This window comes from Streptomyces sp. NPDC002054, assembly GCF_040296685.1.
Classification (GTDB): domain Bacteria; phylum Actinomycetota; class Actinomycetes; order Streptomycetales; family Streptomycetaceae; genus Streptomyces.
Genome location: NZ_JBEOXT010000028.1, coordinates 1 through 16,419 on the forward strand (window position 1 = coordinate 1; position 16,419 = coordinate 16,419).

The window sequence follows — 16,419 nt, forward strand, 5'->3', positions numbered from 1 at the left end:
AAGGAACCTCATCCACCGAGGTGGACGGGGTATCAACTTCTGGCGTTGATTTTTGGCACGCTGTTGAGTTCTCAAGGTGCGGACGCTTCCTTTGTTCCCGTTTCCGGGCCCTCCGGGCGCTTCCTTCGTTCTTGCGTTTCCGACTCTATCAGATCTTTTCGGACCCGATTTCCTCGGCGCTTTCCAGGTTCTCGCTTTCGCGCTTTCCCTTTCCGGCGGTTCCAACCTTACCAGATCCGTTTTCCCTTTCGGGATTCGAATTCCGGTGGCCGTTGGGGGCCTTTTCCCTTTCGGGCGGTTCAGACCATATCAGGTTTCCCCGGTCTGATTTCCACCCGCCGCCGAACCGTTCGGGCACATGTCTGTGCCGCGGTCCTTGCTGGGGTGGAGACGTCAACGTACTGGAGCGGGGCCCCCGGATGCAAATCCGGTTGCCCCGCTCCGGTGAGGTCGCTACGGCGAGGGTCAGACCTCGACGACGACCGGGAGGATCATCGGGCGGCGGCGGTAGCCGTCGGAGACCCATTTGCCCAGCGTGCGGCGGATGAGCTGCTGCAGCTGGTGGGGTTCGGCGACGCCGTCCGAGGCGGCCTTGGCGATGGCCTCCTCGATCTTCGGGAGCACCGCCACGAAGGCGGAGTCCTCGATGCCCGAGCCGCGGGCGTTGATGTTCGGGCCGCCGATGACCTTGCCGGTCGTGCTGTCGACCACCACGAAGACCGAGATGATGCCCTCGTCGCCGAGGATGCGGCGGTCCTTGAGGTGGACCTCGGTGACATCGCCGACCGAGAGGCCGTCGACGTACACGTACCCGGCCTGGACCTTGCCGGTGATCCGGGCACGGCCGTCGATCAGGTCGACGACCACGCCGTCCTCGGCGATGACGATGTGGTCCTTGGGGACACCCGTCAGTGCGCCGAGCTCGGCATTGGCGCGCAGGTGGCGCCATTCGCCGTGGACCGGCATGAGGTTCTTCGGCTTGCAGATGTTGTAGAAGTACAGCAGCTCGCCGGCCGAGGCGTGGCCCGAGACGTGGACCTTGGCGTTGCCCTTGTGGACGACGTTGGCGCCCCAGCGGGTCAGGCCGTTGATCACGCGGTAGACCGCGTTTTCGTTGCCGGGGATCAGCGAGGACGCGAGGATCACCGTGTCGCCCGGGACGATCCGGATCTGGTGGTCGCGGTTGGCCATCCGGGACAGGGCGGCCATCGGCTCGCCCTGGGAACCCGTACAGACCAGCACGACCTCGTCGTCGGGCAGGTCGTCCAGCGAGCGCACGTCCACGACGAGGCCGGCCGGGACCCGGAGGTAGCCCAGATCGCGGGCGATGCCCATGTTCCGGACCATCGAGCGGCCGACGAAGGCCACCCGCCGTCCGTACTCGTGGGCCGCGTCCAGGATCTGCTGGATGCGGTGCACATGGCTGGCGAAGGAAGCGACGATGATCCGCTTCTGGGCCCCGGCGAAGACGCCGCGGATCACGTTGGAGATGTCGCGCTCGGGCGGGACGAAGCCCGGGACCTCGGCGTTCGTCGAGTCCGAGAGAAGGAGGTCGATGCCCTCCTCGCTCAGCCGCGCGAAGGCGTGCAGGTCCGTGAGGCGGTTGTCCATCGGGAGCTGGTCCATCTTGAAGTCGCCGGTGGCGACGACCAGACCCGCGGGGGTCCGGATGGCGACGGCCAGAGCGTCCGGGATGGAGTGGTTGACCGCGATGAACTCGCAGTCGAAGTTGCCGAGGCGCTCCCGGTCCCCTTCCTTCACCTCGAGGGTGTAGGGGCGGATGCGGTGCTCCTGGAGCTTCGCCTCGATGAGGGCGAGCGTCAGCTTGGAGCCGATCAGCGGGATGTCCGGCTTCTCCCGGAGGAGGTAGGGGACGGCGCCGATGTGGTCCTCGTGGCCGTGCGTGAGGACGATGCCGTCGATCTGGTCGAGGCGGTCCCTGATGGACGAGAAGTCCGGCAGGATCAGGTCGATTCCCGGCTGCTCCTCTTCGGGGAAGAGGACGCCGCAGTCGACGATCAGCAGGCGGCCGTCGAACTCGAAGACGGTCATGTTCCGGCCGATTTCGCCCAGGCCACCCAGAGGGGTGACGCGAAGGCCGCCCTTGGGCAGCTTCGGCGGCGGGCCGAGTTCCGGATGCGGATGGCTCAAAAGTCTCTCCTCACCACACGCGCCACGTACCCCTTAAGGCACGTGGCGCGCATGACATTCGTGCACTTGCTGTTGTGTGTGTGGACTGCTTGTTCAGTTGTGAAGTCTGGTGTCAGAGCTGTACCCCGCCGGCGGCAAGATCGATCTTGAGCTGCGCGGTCTCCTCGTCGGTCAGTCCGATCATCGGAAGGCGCAGCGGGCCGGCCGGGAGGCCCTGCAGGGCCAGGGCGGCCTTGGTGGTCATGACGCCCTGGGTGCGGAACATTCCGGTGAAGACGGGGAGCAGCTTCTGGTGGATCTCGGTGGCCTTCTGCACGTCGCCGCCGAGGTGGGCCTCCAGCATGGAGCGCAGGTCCGGGGTGACCACGTGGCCGACGACCGAGACAAAGCCGACCGCGCCGACCGACAGGAGCGGCAGGTTCAGCATGTCGTCACCGGAGTACCAGGCCAGGCCGCTCTGGGCGATGGCCCAGCTGGCGCGGCCGAGGTCGCCCTTGGCGTCCTTGTTGGCGACGATACGCGGGTGCTCGGCCAGCCGTACCAGAGTTTCGGTGTTGATCGGGACGCCGCTGCGGCCGGGGATGTCGTACAGCATGACCGGCAGCTCGGTGGCGTCGGCGATGGCCGAAAAGTGTCGGTACAGGCCCTCTTGCGGGGGCTTGTTGTAGTACGGGGTGACGGCGAGCAGGCCGTGTGCGCCGGCGCGCTCGGCCTGGCGGGCGAGCTCGAGGGTGTGGTGGGTGTCGTTGGTGCCGATGCCGGCGACGACGTGGGCCCGGTCTCCGACCGCGTCGAGCACGGCTCGTACGAGGTCGTTTTTCTCCGCGTCGGTGGTGGTCGGGGACTCGCCGGTGGTCCCGTTGATGATCAGGCCGTCGTTGCCTGCGTCCACCAGGTGGACGGCGAGCCGCTGCGCGCCGTCGAGGTCGAGTGCGCCATCCGCCGTGAACGGCGTGATCATGGCGGTGAGGACCCGCCCGAAGGGGGTCTGCGGAGTCGAGATCGGAGCCATGGGTAACACGCTACTCGCTGCCATGCTCGCGGTGTCCCCTCGGGGGACGTCAACAGGGTGTGGAGCCCGGCACTGCCTGCTCGGGGGTTCAAGCAGTGCCGGGTCCGTTTGATCAGCCTAGATGAACTTCACGAAACGTCGCAATACGGACACTTCGGACTTGACTTCGTACATCCGTCCGGGAGTGCGGTTACGGGGCCACTCGGCCGTTCGCATTGAAGGCCGCGTAGGTCAGCGGCATCAGCCGGGCCCAGTGCTCCTCCATCTGCTCGCCGACCATCTCGATCTCCCGCTGCGGGAAGGACGGCACCGCCGCCAGCTCGTGCTGGGTGCGCAGACCGAGGAAGTGCATCAGCGAGCGGGCGTTGCAGGTGGCGTACATCGAGGAAAAAAGTCCGACCGGCAGGACCGAACGGGCAACCTCCCGGGCCACGCCCGCCGCCAGCATCTCCTGGTACGCCTCGTAGGCCTGGCGGTACGAGTCCTCCATGACCCGGCCGGTCAGTTCCTGCTGGGCCTGGGTGCCCTCGACGAACACGTACTTGCCCGGGCGGCCCTCCTGGACCAGCTTGCGCGCCGCGTCGGGCACGTAGAAGACCGGCTGGAGCTCCCGGTAGCGGCCGGATTCCTCGTTGTAGGACCAGCCGACCCGGTGCCGCATGAACTCGCGGAACACGAAGATCGGGGCGCTGATGAAGAACGTCATCGAGTTGTGCTCGAAGGGGCTGCCGTGCCGGTCCCGCATCAGGTAGTTGATCAGGCCCTTGGAGCGCTCGGGATCCTTCTGCAGCTCGTCGAGGGACTGCTCGCCGGCCGTGGAGACACGGGCGGCCCACAGCACGTCGGAGTCTGCGGCGGAGTGCTTCACCAAGTCGACGGTCACGTCGCTTCGGAAGTCGATCTTCAGCTCGGGGGTCTCGCTCACGAGGTCCTTCCAGGTCACACCAGGTCACATCGGCCGTGCCGCGCCCACTTTACGCGCGCCCGGAGCTCGTCCCGGACCTCCCCTTCCTGACGTACAGCCAGATGTTTTCGGCAATATGCCGGAATATGGCACCGATCGGGCCGTTCGTTCGTCCTACCGGGTAGCAACAGATCGTGACATCGTAAGGAGTGAGGCCCGACATGTTCCGCCGGCGCGAGCCCGTCCCGTTTGCCTTCGTCGCCGAGGCCGACCGTTTCCGCAGTAACGTCACTCCCCCGCCGAGGGAGCGTCTGAGCACGACCCAGCTCGCCGCCCGTACCCTGGTCGGACTGACCGTGGTGGCGGGGCTCGTCGGCTCGCTCCTCTTCGGCATGCCCGCACTGCAGCCGCACAAGGCGCCCGAGAAGGCCCAGCAGTCCGAGGCGGCCCAGGGGCGCTGACGGCCTCCCGCCCATGTGCAAATGAGTGAGGATCAGCCGTGCCCCTGTCCTTCCTGACGGCCGACCTGGACGATGTCGCGCTGCCCCACGACGACCACGACCGCTGGCGGCGGCCCTACCGGCCCGGCCCCTGGCGCGTGGCCATCGGGGCGGTGCTGCTCCTGGTGGCCTCGTTCATGCTGCTGGCCACGATGATCATCGCCTTCGCCGGCGCGTGGACCGGCGCGGCCGTCTGCCTGGCCGCCGCGCTCACCGTGGTCGGCGGCACCGCCCGGATGCTGCGGGCCGGGGTCTGGGTGAGCCGTGACGGGCTGCGCCGGGTGTCCTTCCTCGGGACCCGCTCGGTGACCTGGAACCAGGTCGAGGCGATCCGGACCGTCCAGCAGCCGGTGCGCTGGCTCGGACTGCCCAGGACGGTGCAGGGCCAGGCGCTGACCGTGACGGCGAAGGGTGCGTCCCCGCTGCCGGCTCTGCTCACCGACCACGACGCGGACTTCCTGGCGCGCGCGGAGGCCTTCGAGCGGGCCGCGGACACCGTGGAGGCCTGGGCGGAGGAGTACCGGACGGTCCCGGCCGCCCGCTGAGCCGGCCCTGAGCCGGTCGCCGGACGAAGCCCGTACGGGGCGATCAGACCCGTACGGGCTTCTTGTCGTGCAGGGCGATGGCACGCTGCATGGCCTTGCGGGCCCGCGGGGTGTCGCGGGCGTCGTGGTAGGCGACGGCCAGCCGGAACCAGGTGCGCCAGTCCCCCGGCGCGTCCTCCGTCTCGGCCTTGCGGCGCGCGAAGACCTCGTCGGCGGAGTCCCGCAGGATCCGCCCGTACCCGTCCCGCTCCAGCTCGTCGACGGGCAGCCCGCCCTCGGCCTCCAGCTCGGTGGACAGCTGGTGGGCCTTCTTGACGAACTGGGTGTTCTTCCAGAGGAACCAGATGCCGATGACCGGCAGGATCAGCACCATCACGCCGAAGGTGACGGTCAGTGGGGTGCCGATCCGGATGAGGGCCAGCCCGCGGCCTCCGGCCAGCACGAAGTAGACGGCCAGCACGGCGGCCGTGATGAGGTACGTGATCTTCGCGCGCATGGCATCAGCCCAGGTCGAGGAAGTGTTCCAGGCCGAAGGTGAGGCCCGGGGTCTGCGTCACGCGGCGGGCGCCGAGCAGGATGCCCGGCATGAAGCTGCTGTGGTGCAGGGAGTCGTGTCGGATGGTCAGGGTCTCGCCCTCGCTGCCGAGCAGCACCTCCTGGTGGGCCAGCAGGCCGCGCAGGCGGACCGCGTGCACCGGGACGCCGTCCACGTCCGCACCGCGCGCACCGTCGAGGGCGGTGGTCGTGGCGTCGGGCTGCGGGGCGCAGCCTGCCTTCGACCGGGCCTCGGCGATGAGCTGGGCGGTGCGGGTGGCGGTGCCGGAGGGGGCGTCGACCTTGTTGGGGTGGTGCAGCTCGACGACCTCGACGGACTCGAAGTAGCGCGCGGCCTGGGCCGCGAACTTCATGGTGAGCACGGCGCCGATGGAGAAGTTGGGAGCGATGAGCACACCGGTCTCCGGGGAGGCGGAGAGCCAGGTGTTCAGCTGCGCGAGGCGGTCCTCGGTCCAGCCGGTGGTGCCGACCACCGCGTGGATGCCGTGGCGCACGCAGAACTCGAGGTTGTCCATGACCGAGGCCGGGGTGGTCAGCTCCACGGCGACCTGGGCACCGGTCTCGGTCAGGGTCTCGAGCCGGTCCCCGCGGGACAGGGCGGCGACCAGTTCCATGTCCTCGGCGGCCTCGACGGCCTTGACCGCCTCGGCGCCGATCCGGCCCCGGGCTCCGAGGACCGCCACGCGCAGCTTGCTCATGTCTTCGCTTCCTTCACTCCGTACGGGACTACGCGACCACTTCGTCGAGGCGGGCGGCCTGCTTCTCCTTGAGCGGGCCGATCACCGACAGCGAGGGGCGCTGGGCCAGTACATCCTGCGCGACCGCCCGGACGTCCTCCGGGGTGACCGCGGCGATCGCGTCCAGCATGTCGGAGACCGACATCTGGTCGCCCCAGCACAGCTCGCTCTTGCCGATGCGGTTCATCAGCGCGCCGGTGTCCTCCAGGCCGAGGACGGTGGAGCCGGAGAGCTGGCCGACGGCCCGCTTGATCTCCTCGTCGGTGAGGCCCTCGGAGGCGACCTTGTCGAGTTCGTCGCGGCAGATCTTCAGTACGTCGTGCACCTGGCTGGGGCGGCAGCCCGCGTACACGCCGAACAGGCCGGTGTCGGCGAAGCCGGAGGTGTACGAGTACACGCTGTAGGCCAGGCCCCGCTTCTCCCGGACCTCCTGGAAGAGGCGGGAGGACATGCCGCCGCCGAGGGCGGTGTTCAGTACGCCCAGCGCCCAGCGGCGTTCGTCGGTGCGGGCCAGGCCGGGCATGCCGAGGACCACGTGGGCCTGCTCGGTCTTCCGGTTGACCAGGTCGACCCGGCCGGCGGTGCGCAGCCGCTTGGTGCCGCCGCGGGGGGCGGTGGGCACGGCCTCGGTGCGGCTCAGGGCGCCGGCCTTGTCGAACGCGGCGCGGACCTGGCGGACCACCTTGGCGTGGTCGACGTTGCCCGCGGCGGCGACCACCAGGTGGGTGGGGTCGTAGTGCTTCTTGTAGAAGCGGCGGATCTGGTCGGCGGTGAGCGCGTTGATCGTGTCCACGGTGCCGAGGACCGGCCGGCCGAGCGGGCTGTCGCCGAACATGGTGTGGGCGAACAGGTCGTGGACCATGTCGCCCGGGTCGTCCTCGGTCATCGCGATCTCTTCGAGGATGACCCCGCGCTCGGCGTCGACGTCGGACTCCAGGATGAGGGAGCCGGTGAGCATGTCGCAGACCACGTCGATGGCCAGCGGCAGGTCGGTGTCGAGCACCCGCGCGTAGTAGCAGGTGTACTCCTTCGCCGTGAAGGCGTTCATCTCGCCGCCGACCGCGTCGACAGCGGCGGAGATGTCGAGGGCGGACCGCTTCTTGGTGCCCTTGAAGAGGAGGTGCTCCAGGTAGTGCGTGGCGCCGTTGAGGGTGGGCGTTTCGTCGCGCGAGCCGACGTTCACCCAGATCCCGAAGGTGGCGGAGCGGACGGAGGGCAGCGTCTCGGTGACGACACGCAGTCCGCCGGGGAGGACGGTGCGCCGGACGGTGCCAATGCCGTTCTCGCCCTGGAGGAGGGTTTGGGTACGGGCGACGGCCCGCCCCTCCGAAGAGGGGCGGGCCGTCACACGGGAACTACGCGACATCACTTGTCGGAGTCGTCCTTGTCAGCGTCGTCGGCGACAGCCTCGCCCTCGATCACGGGGATCAGGGAGAGCTTGCCGCGCTGGTCGATCTCGGCGATCTCGACCTGGACCTTGGTGCCGACCGCGAGCACGTCCTCGACGTTCTCCACGCGCTTGCCACCGGCGAGCTTGCGGATCTGCGAGATGTGCAGCAGGCCGTCCTTGCCCGGGAGCAGGGAGACGAAGGCACCAAAGGTGGTGGTCTTGACGACCGTACCCAGGTAGCGCTCGCCGACCTCCGGCATGGTCGGGTTGGCGATGCCGTTGATCGTGGCGCGGGCGGCCTCGGCGGCCGGGCCGTCGGCGGCACCGATGTAGATGGTGCCGTCGTCCTCGATCGTGATCTCGGCGCCGGTGTCCTCCTGGATCTGGTTGATCATCTTGCCCTTGGGGCCGATGACCTCACCGATCTTGTCCACCGGGATCTTGACGGTGATGATCCGCGGGGCGTTCGGGGACATCTCGTCCGGGGTGTCGATCGCTTCCATCATCACGTCGAGGATGTGGAGGCGGGCGTCGCGGGCCTGCTTGAGGGCCGCGCCCAGGACGGAGGCCGGGATGCCGTCCAGCTTGGTGTCGAGCTGGAGGGCGGTGACGAACTCCTTGGTGCCGGCGACCTTGAAGTCCATGTCGCCGAAGGCGTCCTCCGCACCGAGGATGTCGGTGAGGGTGACGTAGTGGGTCTCGCCGTCGATCTCCTGGGAGATCAGGCCCATGGCGATGCCGGCGACCGGGGCCTTGAGGGGCACACCGGCGTTCAGCAGCGACATGGTGGAGGCGCAGACGGAGCCCATGGACGTCGAACCGTTGGAGCCGAGGGCCTCGGACACCTGGCGGATCGCGTAGGGGAACTCCTCGCGGGTCGGCAGCACCGGGACGAGCGCACGCTCGGCCAGGGCGCCGTGGCCGATCTCGCGGCGCTTGGGGGCGCCGACGCGACCGGTCTCGCCGACGGAGTACGGCGGGAAGATGTAGTTGTGCATGTAGCGCTTGCGGGTCACCGGGGAGAGGGTGTCCAGCTGCTGCTCCATACGGAGCATGTTGAGGGTGGTGATGCCCAGGATCTGGGTCTCGCCCCGCTCGAACAGCGCGGAGCCGTGGACCCGCGGGATCGCCTCGACCTCGGCGGCCAGCGTACGGATGTCCGTGACGCCACGGCCGTCGATGCGGACCTTGTCCTTGATGACGCGCTCGCGCACCAGGGCCTTGGTCAGGCTGCGGTAGGCGGCGGAGATCTCCTTCTCGCGGCCCTCGAAGGCCGGGAGGAGCTTCTCGGCGGCGATCTCCTTGATGCGGTCGAGCTCGCTCTCCCGCTCCTGCTTGCCGGCGATGGTGAGCGCCTGGGCGAGCTCGCCGCGGACGGCGTCGGAGAGGGCCGCGAACACGTCGTCCTGGTAGTCCAGGAAGACCGGGAACTCGGCGGTGGGCTTGGCGGCCTTGGCGGCGAGGTCGGCCTGCGCCTTGCACAGGACCTTGATGAACGGCTTGGCGGCGTCGAGGCCGGCCGCGACGATCTCCTCGGTGGGCGCCTCGGCGCCACCCTTGACCAGCTGGATCGTGCGGTCGGTGGCCTCGGCCTCGACCATCATGATCGCGACGTCGCCGTCCTCGAGGGTGCGGCCCGCGACGACCATGTCGAAGACGGCGTCCTCGAGCTCGGTGTGCGTCGGGAAGGCGACCCACTGGCCGCGGATCAGCGCGACGCGGACGCCGCCGACCGGGCCGGAGAAGGGCAGGCCGGCCAGCTGGGTGGACGCGGACGCGGCGTTGATCGCGACGACGTCGTACAGGTGGTCGGGGTTGAGCGCCATGACCGTGGCGACGACCTGGATCTCGTTGCGCAGGCCCTTCTTGAAGGACGGGCGCAGCGGGCGGTCGATCAGGCGGCAGGTGAGGATCGCGTCCTCGGAGGGGCGGCCCTCACGGCGGAAGAAGGAGCCGGGGATCTTGCCGGCGGCGTACATCCGCTCCTCGACGTCCACCGTCAGGGGGAAGAAGTCGAGCTGGTCCTTGGGCTTCTTGGACGCGGTGGTGGCGGAAAGCACCATCGTGTCGTCGTCCAGGTAGGCAACGGCGGAGCCGGCGGCCTGGCGGGCCAGACGGCCCGTCTCGAAGCGGATGGTGCGGGTGCCGAAGGAGCCGTTGTCAATGACGGCCTCGGCGTAGTGGGTCTCGTTCTCCACTAGCGTTTTCTCCATTTTCGTCGTCTCCGTCCTCCACCCGTGTGGTGGGGGACGGTCAGGAGAAGCGCGCCTTGCGTGCGGGCCGGTCTTCGATCGAAGCACCCGGGACGGGGCCCGTACGGGCTCTCCGGGTGCCACTACCGAGGACCGGCGTGCGTAGGGAGGGCGCTCCCCCTCTTCAGTTGTGCTTCGGTTGTGCGCGCTGCGTCCAGACTACAAAGCGTCCGGTACGTCCCGCACGTACAGCAAAGGGAGCGGCCCCCTGGCGTTGGGAACCGCTCCCTTCACAGCGTCTTACTTGGCGCCCGCGGCACCGCGGCGGATGCCGAGGCGCTCGACCAGCGTACGGAAGCGCTGGATGTCCTTCTTGGCCAGGTACTGCAGCAGACGGCGGCGCTGGCCGACCAGGATCAGCAGACCACGGCGGGAGTGGTGGTCGTGCTTGTGGGCCTTGAGGTGCTCGGTCAGGTCCGAGATCCGGCGGGAGAGCATGGCGACCTGGACCTCGGGGGAGCCGGTGTCGCCCTCCTTCTGGCCGAACTCAGCGATGATCTGCTTCTTCGTGGCGGTGTCGAGCGACACTGTTACTCCTCGTGTGCGTACGGTGCCTCCGAGTGCCCCAGGTCTGCTTCTCTGGGGAGCTTCGGTGACTCGGGAGGCGGGCGGGTCTGGCGGCAGCCACTGAGGCGCATGCACAGACGACCGTCACACAGCGTACCAGGCTGCCGCGTCGGCGTGTCTCAGCTGGTGAGAGAGCGGGCCCGGGAGTACACGTCGAGAACGGCCAGGCAGAGCGGGACAAGGCTGAGCAGGACCGCGGCCTCGGTGAGGTCGAGGAGGCGCCCCCAGAAGGGTGACAGACCCTTGCGGGGGATGACCAGCCCGATGGCGGCGAGGAGGGCGGCGCCGGCGGCCACGGCGGCGGACAGCCAGATGGTGCGGAGGTCCAGGTCGCCGCTCTCGCCGTACTTGGCCAGCTCGGTGACCAGGTTCAGGGGCGGGTTCAGGGCGAGGCCCAGGACCAGCAGGGCGATGGCGACCAGGCCGGCGGCGAGCGCGCAGACCACCTGGGAGGTGTAGCGGAACAGGCGGGCGCGCAGCAGCATGGCGAGGCCGGTGGCCAGGGCCAGCAGCTTGCCCCAGGTGTTGTCGGAGAAGCCGAGGACGGCGGCGGAGCCGACGGCGACCGCGGCGCAGCCGCCGACCAGGCCGAGCAGCATTTCGTGGCCGCGGCGGGCCTGGGCGGCTATCAGCTCGGCGTCGAGCGGGGTGACGGGCTCGGAGCCCTCGGCGGACGGGTCGGCGTACGCGTCACTCTCGTACGGGTCCGGGTTCTGGTGGTCGTCCACGGCGCTCTGCGGGGCGGCGTAGCCGATGGGCAGCCGGGCGAAGCGGGCGGAGAGGCCGGGCAGGAAGGCGACCAGGCCGATGGCGACGGGGGCGCAGACGGCCGCGGTGCCGGTGGCGGAGGCCTCGGTGACGATGGCCAGGAAGGTGGCGAAGGTGCCGGTGACGGCCAGGAAGGTGGCCGCGACGAAGACGGCGTCCCCGCTGGGGGTGAGGGCGACCAGGGTCACGGCGGCGACCAGCACGCAGACGCAGCCGAGCAGGAACTGGAGCCGGCCGGGGCCCTCGCCGGCGGCGGGGGCGACGATGCCGGAGCCGGCGATCAGGAGCATCGGGAGGGCGCCGAGGCCGAGGGCGACGGCGGAGCCGCGGTCGCGGTAGACCCGGGCGCGGACGCCGGCGGCGGCGGTGAGGAGCAGGCCGGCCGCGCCGGCGATGATCCCGGCCAGGCCGTGCATGTCGTGCCGGACGGGGTCGGCGTACCAGAGCACGAAGCCCATCAGGACGAAGAGGACCACGGCGGCGGTGAGGCCGGCGCCGCGCAGCATGTCGTCGCTCCAGCGGTGCCGGTCGCGGACCACGGCGGAGGCGACGGCGTCGGAGACGTCGTCGAAGACGGCGGGCGGCAGGGATTCGGCGAACGGGCGCAGGCTGAGCACTTCGCCGTCGAGGACCTGCTGGGCGGCCAGGGTGCGGGCGCCGTCGAGGACGGAGCCGTCCCGGCGGACCAGGTGGTAGCCGGTGGGGGCGCCGACGGGCTGGGTCTGGCCGGTGAGGCGCAGGAGTTCGGGGTAGACGTCGGCAACGGCGATGTCCTCGGGCAGCGCCACGTCTATGCGGCTGTCCGGGGCCACGACGGTGACCCTGCAGAAACCCGTCGTTGCGGCCGTACTCACCTGTGTGACCCCCGTGGTTGGCGGACTGATTCGCGGATGCGCATGGTGCGCGGGCGATGCCCGCGACACCCTACCGGGAGTATGCGTGACTGTCGGCAAGTAGGATCTCCGTCGCGCGGAGGAGACCCCCTCCGCTGCCCGGGACTTGGGGGCCGCCGGTATCGACCTCCCGTCCGTTTTCGAGGGATTGATGCTCCGGTGAGCCAGATCGTCGTCAAACGCCCGCCACGGTCCCTGCCGCCCGAAGTCCCTTCGGACGAGCTGAGGCTGGAGGCTCCGCCGGAGCTGCCGCGGGGGCAGGACGAAGGCATCGCGATGCAGCTCCTGCCGATGCTCGGCATGGGTTCGTCGGTGGTGTTCTTCTTCATGCCCACCGGAATGCCGTTCATGAAGATCATGGGCGTGCTGATGCTGGTGTCGACGGTGGCGATGGTCATCGCCCAGGTGATGCGGTACCGGCGGGGTACGCAGGGGCAAATGGCGGACGTCCGCCGGGACTACCTCAAGTACCTTGCGCAGACCCGCCGTCAGGTGCGGCGGACGGCGCGGGCGCAGCGTGATGCGCAGCTGTATCTGCACCCGGCCCCCGAGCAGTTGTGGTCGGTGGTGGCGGAGGGTTCGCGGCTGTGGGAGCGGCGGGTCGGCGACGCGGACTTCGGGCAGGCCCGGCTGGGGCTGGGCGCGCAGCGGCTGGCGACTCCGCTGGTGGCGCCGGACACGGCGCCGGTGGACGAGCTGGAGCCGCTGACGGCGGGCGCGATGCAGCGCTTCCTGAAGATCCATTCCTCCTTGGACGGGCTGCCGGTGGCGGTCTCGATGCGGGCCTTCTACCACGTGACGGTGTCCGGGGAGCCGGAGTCGGCGCGCGGGACGGCGCGGGCGCTGGTGGCGCAGCTGGCGACGCTGCACTCCCCCGAGGACCTGGTGGTGGCCGTGGTGGCGGCGCCGGGGGCGGTGCCGGCCTGGGACTGGGTGAAGTGGCTGCCGCACACCCAGGCGCCCGGACAGGTGGACGGGGCCGGTACGAAGCGGCTGTTCGGCGATGACCTGGCCGAGGTCGAGGGGCTGCTGACGGCCCGGCTGGACGGCCGGCCGCGGTTCAGCCGTGACGTTTCTCCGGTGCTGGACCAGCCGCACATCGTGCTGGTGCTGGACGCGAACTCGCGCGGTGGCCTGGTGCCGCCGGAGTCGGCGTTCGCGGCGGCCGAGGGCCTGCAGGGCGTCACCATCGTCGAGGTGGTGGCGGGCGAACTGGACGAGCCGCGCGGCGGGCTGTCGGTCGTGGTGCGGCCGGGCCGGCTGCGGCTGGCCTCGGGCGCGGGCATTGCGTACGAGGGCACGCCGGACGTGCTGTCGCTGCCGGCGGCCGAGGCGCTGGCCCGGCAGCTGGCGCCGCTGCGTACCGGCGGCGGTGACGAGGACGAGCCGCTGCTGGCCAACCTGGACTTCACGGATCTGCTGAACCTGGGCGACGCGGCCTCGATCGATGTGGCCCGCACCTGGCGGCCCCGGTCGGCCGGCGAGCGGCTGCGGGTGCCAATCGGTGTGGGCGAGGACGGCGGTCCGGTGATGCTGGACCTGAAGGAGGCCGCGCAGGAGGGCATGGGCCCGCACGGGCTGTGCGTGGGCGCGACCGGTTCCGGCAAGTCGGAGCTGCTGCGCACCCTGGTGCTGGGCCTGGCGGTCACGCACACCTCGGAGACGCTGAACTTCGTCCTCGCCGACTTCAAGGGCGGTGCGACCTTCACCGGCATGGGGCAGATGCCGCACGTGGCGGCGGTCATCACCAACCTGGCGGACGACCTGACCCTGGTCGACCGGATGGGCGACTCGATCCGGGGCGAGCTGCAGCGCCGGCAGGAGCTGCTGCGCTCGGCGGGCAACTACGCCAACATCCACGACTACGAGAAGGCACGGGCGGCGGGTGCCCCGCTGGAGCCGCTGGCCTCGCTGGTGCTGGTCATCGACGAGTTCAGCGAGCTGCTGACGGCGAAGCCCGATTTCATCGACATGTTCATCCAGATCGGCCGGATCGGCCGGTCGCTGGGCGTGCACCTGCTGCTGGCCTCACAGCGCCTGGAGGAGGGCAAGCTGCGCGGCCTGGACACGTACCTGTCGTACCGGATCGGTCTGCGGACCTTCTCGGCGGCGGAGTCGCGGACGGCGATCGGTGTGCCGGACGCGTACCACCTGCCCTCGGTGCCGGGTTCGGGCTATCTGAAGTTCGGCACGGACGAGATGACCCGTTTCAAGGCGGCGTACGTCTCGGGCGTGTACCGCTCGGGCGGGCCGGACCTGTCGGTCGGGCAGTTCCCGGTGGAGCGGCGGCCGGCGGTGTTCACGGCGGCCCCGGTGCCGGTGGTGTACGCGGCTCCGGACCCGGCGTACCTGGCGGCTGCGGCAGCGTCCCGGGAGGACGACGCGCTGGCCGACACGGTGCTCGACGTGATCGTGGGCCGGCTGGAGGGGCAGGGGGTTCCGGCGCACCAGGTGTGGCTGCCGCCGCTGGACCAGGCCCCGCCGCTGGACCAGCTGCTGCCGGCGCTGGCGCCGAGCGAGGCGCGCGGTCTGCACGCCGAGGGGTACACCCGGCCCGGCGGGCTGGTGGTCCCGCTCGGCCTGATCGACAAGCCGTTCGAGCAGCGGCGTGAGGTGCTGTACCGGGACTTCTCCGGCGCGGCCGGCCACATGATGGTGGTCGGCGGCCCGCAGTCGGGCAAGTCGACGCTGATGCGGACGCTGATCGCGTCGTTCGCGCTCACGCACACCCCGCGCGAGGTGCAGTTCTACGGGCTGGACTTCGGTGGTGGCGGTCTGTCGGCGGTGCAGGACCTGCCGCATGTGGGCGGGATCGCCTCGCGGCTGGACCCGGAGCGGGTGCGGCGTACGGTCGCGGAGGTGGCGGGCATCCTGAACCGCCGGGAGGAGTTCTTCCGCGCGAACAGCATCGACTCCATCACCACCTACCGGCGGCGGCGGGCGGCCGGTGAGCTGCCCGGCGAGCCGTGGGGCGATGTGTTCCTGCTGGTGGACGGCTGGGGCGGGTTCCGGGGCGAGTACGAGGGCCTGGAATCGGTGGTCACGGACATCGCCGCGCGCGGTCTGGGCTACGGCATCCACGTGGTGATCACGGCCGCCCGGTACATGGAGGTGCGGGCCGCCCTGAAGGACCAGATGCTCAACCGGCTGGAGCTGCGGCTCGGCGACGTCATGGACTCGGAGTTCGACCGCAAGGTCGCCGCGAACGTGCCGCCTGGCATGCCCGGCCGCGGCCAGGTCGCGGAGAAGCTGCACTTCCTGGGCGCGCTGCCGCGGATCGACGGCTCGCACGAGGCGGGCGACCTCTCGGAGGGCACGGCCGCGTTCGTGGCGGCGGTGAAGGGCAACTGGGCGGGGGCCGCGGCGCCCGGCGTCCGGCTGCTGCCGCGGCTGCTGCACGCCGACCAGCTGCCCAAGGGCGGGGAGTACCCGGGCCGCGGGATCGCGATCGGCATCGACGAGACCGATCTGGAACCGGTGTTCGTGGACTTCGAGACGGACCCGTTCTTCCTGGTGTTCGGCGAGAGCGAGTCCGGCAAGACGAACTTGCTGCGGCTGATCGCGCAGCAGATCGCCGAGCGGTACACCCCGGACCAGGCACGGCTGGTGGTCGGCGACTACCGGCGGACCCTGCTGGGCGCGCTGCCGGAGGAGCACCTGCTGGAGTACGCGCCGATGGCGAGCTCGATGCAGATGCACATGGAGGCGCTGGCCGGGGTGTTCGCGCGCCGGCAGCCGCCGGACGACGTCACTCCGCAGCAGCTGCGCGACCGGAGCTGGTGGACCGGCCCGGACGTGTTCATCATCGTCGACGACTTCGACCTGGTGGCCACCAGTCAGGGCAACCCGCTGGCCCCGCTGGTGGAGTACCTGCCGTTCGCCCGGGACACCGGCATCCGGTTCATCATCGCGCGGAACTCGGCGGGCGCCTCGCGCTCCCTCTACGAGCCGTTCATGCAGCGCGTCAAGGAGCTGGGCGCGCAGGGCGTGGTGCTGTCCGGCGACCCGTCGGAGGGCGACCTGATCGGCAATGTCCGGCCGCGCCCGATGCCGCCGGGCCGGGGCTACTTCGCCTCGCGCAAGCGGGGAACCTCGCTGGTCCAACTGGGTCGCCTGCCCGGTATGTAGGCCCGCGGGCCCAGGGA

General features: G+C 70.2%; 12 protein-coding genes. 3 read left to right on the forward strand and 9 right to left on the reverse strand.

The annotated features are described in order from the left end of the window. Nucleotides 1-465: 465 nt before the first annotated feature. The 3 genes from ABT123_RS24315 to thyX all read right to left on the reverse strand — a co-directional run bounded on the left by ABT123_RS24315 (nucleotide 466) and on the right by thyX (nucleotide 4,088). Entirely contained in the window at nucleotides 466-2,151 is a 1,686-nt protein-coding gene (locus ABT123_RS24315; RefSeq protein WP_351318231.1) for a ribonuclease J, read from the reverse strand. Between the two features lie 112 nt (nucleotides 2,152-2,263). Next, nucleotides 2,264-3,163 (reverse strand): 4-hydroxy-tetrahydrodipicolinate synthase, encoded by a 900-nt coding sequence (dapA, locus tag ABT123_RS24320; RefSeq protein WP_351318233.1) that lies wholly within the window; start codon nucleotides 3,161-3,163, stop codon nucleotides 2,264-2,266. 190 nt (nucleotides 3,164-3,353) lie between these two features. Next, nucleotides 3,354-4,088, reverse strand: coding sequence for an FAD-dependent thymidylate synthase (gene thyX, locus ABT123_RS24325; RefSeq protein WP_351318235.1), 735 nt, complete (start codon nucleotides 4,086-4,088; stop codon nucleotides 3,354-3,356). 200 nt (nucleotides 4,089-4,288) lie between these two features. Here thyX and ABT123_RS24330 point away from each other — a divergent pair, with 200 nt between their 5' ends. Beyond that, nucleotides 4,289-4,528, forward strand: coding sequence for a hypothetical protein (locus ABT123_RS24330; protein WP_351318237.1), 240 nt, complete (start codon nucleotides 4,289-4,291; stop codon nucleotides 4,526-4,528). Between the two features lie 38 nt (nucleotides 4,529-4,566). Further along, nucleotides 4,567-5,112: an SCO5741 family PH domain-containing membrane protein gene (locus tag ABT123_RS24335; protein ID WP_351318239.1), complete on the forward strand. Its 546-nt coding sequence runs from the start codon at nucleotides 4,567-4,569 to the stop codon at nucleotides 5,110-5,112. A gap of 43 nt (nucleotides 5,113-5,155) precedes the next feature. Here the strand turns inward: ABT123_RS24335 and ABT123_RS24340 are convergent, their stop codons facing one another. From ABT123_RS24340 to eccD, 6 genes are all read right to left on the reverse strand, one after another. Continuing rightward, nucleotides 5,156-5,608 (reverse strand): tetratricopeptide repeat protein, encoded by a 453-nt coding sequence (locus ABT123_RS24340; RefSeq protein WP_150207046.1) that lies wholly within the window; start codon nucleotides 5,606-5,608, stop codon nucleotides 5,156-5,158. Nucleotides 5,609-5,612: 4 nt separating this feature from the next. Then, on the reverse strand, nucleotides 5,613-6,365 hold the full coding sequence (gene dapB, locus ABT123_RS24345) for a 4-hydroxy-tetrahydrodipicolinate reductase (protein ID WP_351318241.1): 753 nt from the start codon (nucleotides 6,363-6,365) through the stop codon (nucleotides 5,613-5,615). A gap of 28 nt (nucleotides 6,366-6,393) precedes the next feature. Beyond that, nucleotides 6,394-7,773 carry a M16 family metallopeptidase gene (locus ABT123_RS24350; protein WP_351318243.1) on the reverse strand — a complete coding sequence of 460 codons (1,380 nt, stop codon included), beginning with the start codon at nucleotides 7,771-7,773 and terminating at the stop codon, nucleotides 6,394-6,396. Continuing rightward, the gene (locus ABT123_RS24355) at nucleotides 7,770-9,992 is read right to left on the reverse strand and encodes a polyribonucleotide nucleotidyltransferase (RefSeq protein WP_351318426.1); all 2,223 of its coding nucleotides are present in this window, start codon (nucleotides 9,990-9,992) and stop codon (nucleotides 7,770-7,772) included. The genes ABT123_RS24350 and ABT123_RS24355 overlap by 4 nt, the downstream gene beginning before the upstream one ends. A 294-nt stretch (nucleotides 9,993-10,286) precedes the next feature. Continuing rightward, nucleotides 10,287-10,574: a 30S ribosomal protein S15 gene (gene rpsO, locus ABT123_RS24360; protein WP_351318245.1), complete on the reverse strand. Its 288-nt coding sequence runs from the start codon at nucleotides 10,572-10,574 to the stop codon at nucleotides 10,287-10,289. A 158-nt stretch (nucleotides 10,575-10,732) separates the two neighbouring features. Continuing rightward, a complete protein-coding gene (eccD, locus tag ABT123_RS24365) occupies nucleotides 10,733-12,235 on the reverse strand; it encodes a type VII secretion integral membrane protein EccD (RefSeq protein ID WP_351318247.1) in 1,503 nt (500 codons plus the stop codon). Nucleotides 12,236-12,433: 198 nt separating this feature from the next. Here eccD and eccCa point away from each other — a divergent pair, with 198 nt between their 5' ends. Continuing rightward, nucleotides 12,434-16,402 carry a type VII secretion protein EccCa gene (gene eccCa / locus ABT123_RS24370; RefSeq protein WP_351318249.1) on the forward strand — a complete coding sequence of 1,323 codons (3,969 nt, stop codon included), beginning with the start codon at nucleotides 12,434-12,436 and terminating at the stop codon, nucleotides 16,400-16,402. The last annotated feature ends 17 nt before the right edge of the window (nucleotides 16,403-16,419 follow it).

Bases quoted from the DNA above. Each gene is read 5' to 3' on its own strand.
- ABT123_RS24330 (WP_351318237.1), top strand. From the start codon at position 4,289: ATGTTCCGCCGGCGCGAGCCCGTCCCGTTTGCCTTCGTCGCCGAGGCC.
- dapB (WP_351318241.1), bottom strand. From the start codon at position 6,365: ATGAGCAAGCTGCGCGTGGCGGTCCTCGGAGCCCGGGGCCGGATCGGC.
- dapA (WP_351318233.1), bottom strand. From the start codon at position 3,163: ATGGCTCCGATCTCGACTCCGCAGACCCCCTTCGGGCGGGTCCTCACC.
- ABT123_RS24340 (WP_150207046.1), bottom strand. From the start codon at position 5,608: ATGCGCGCGAAGATCACGTACCTCATCACGGCCGCCGTGCTGGCCGTC.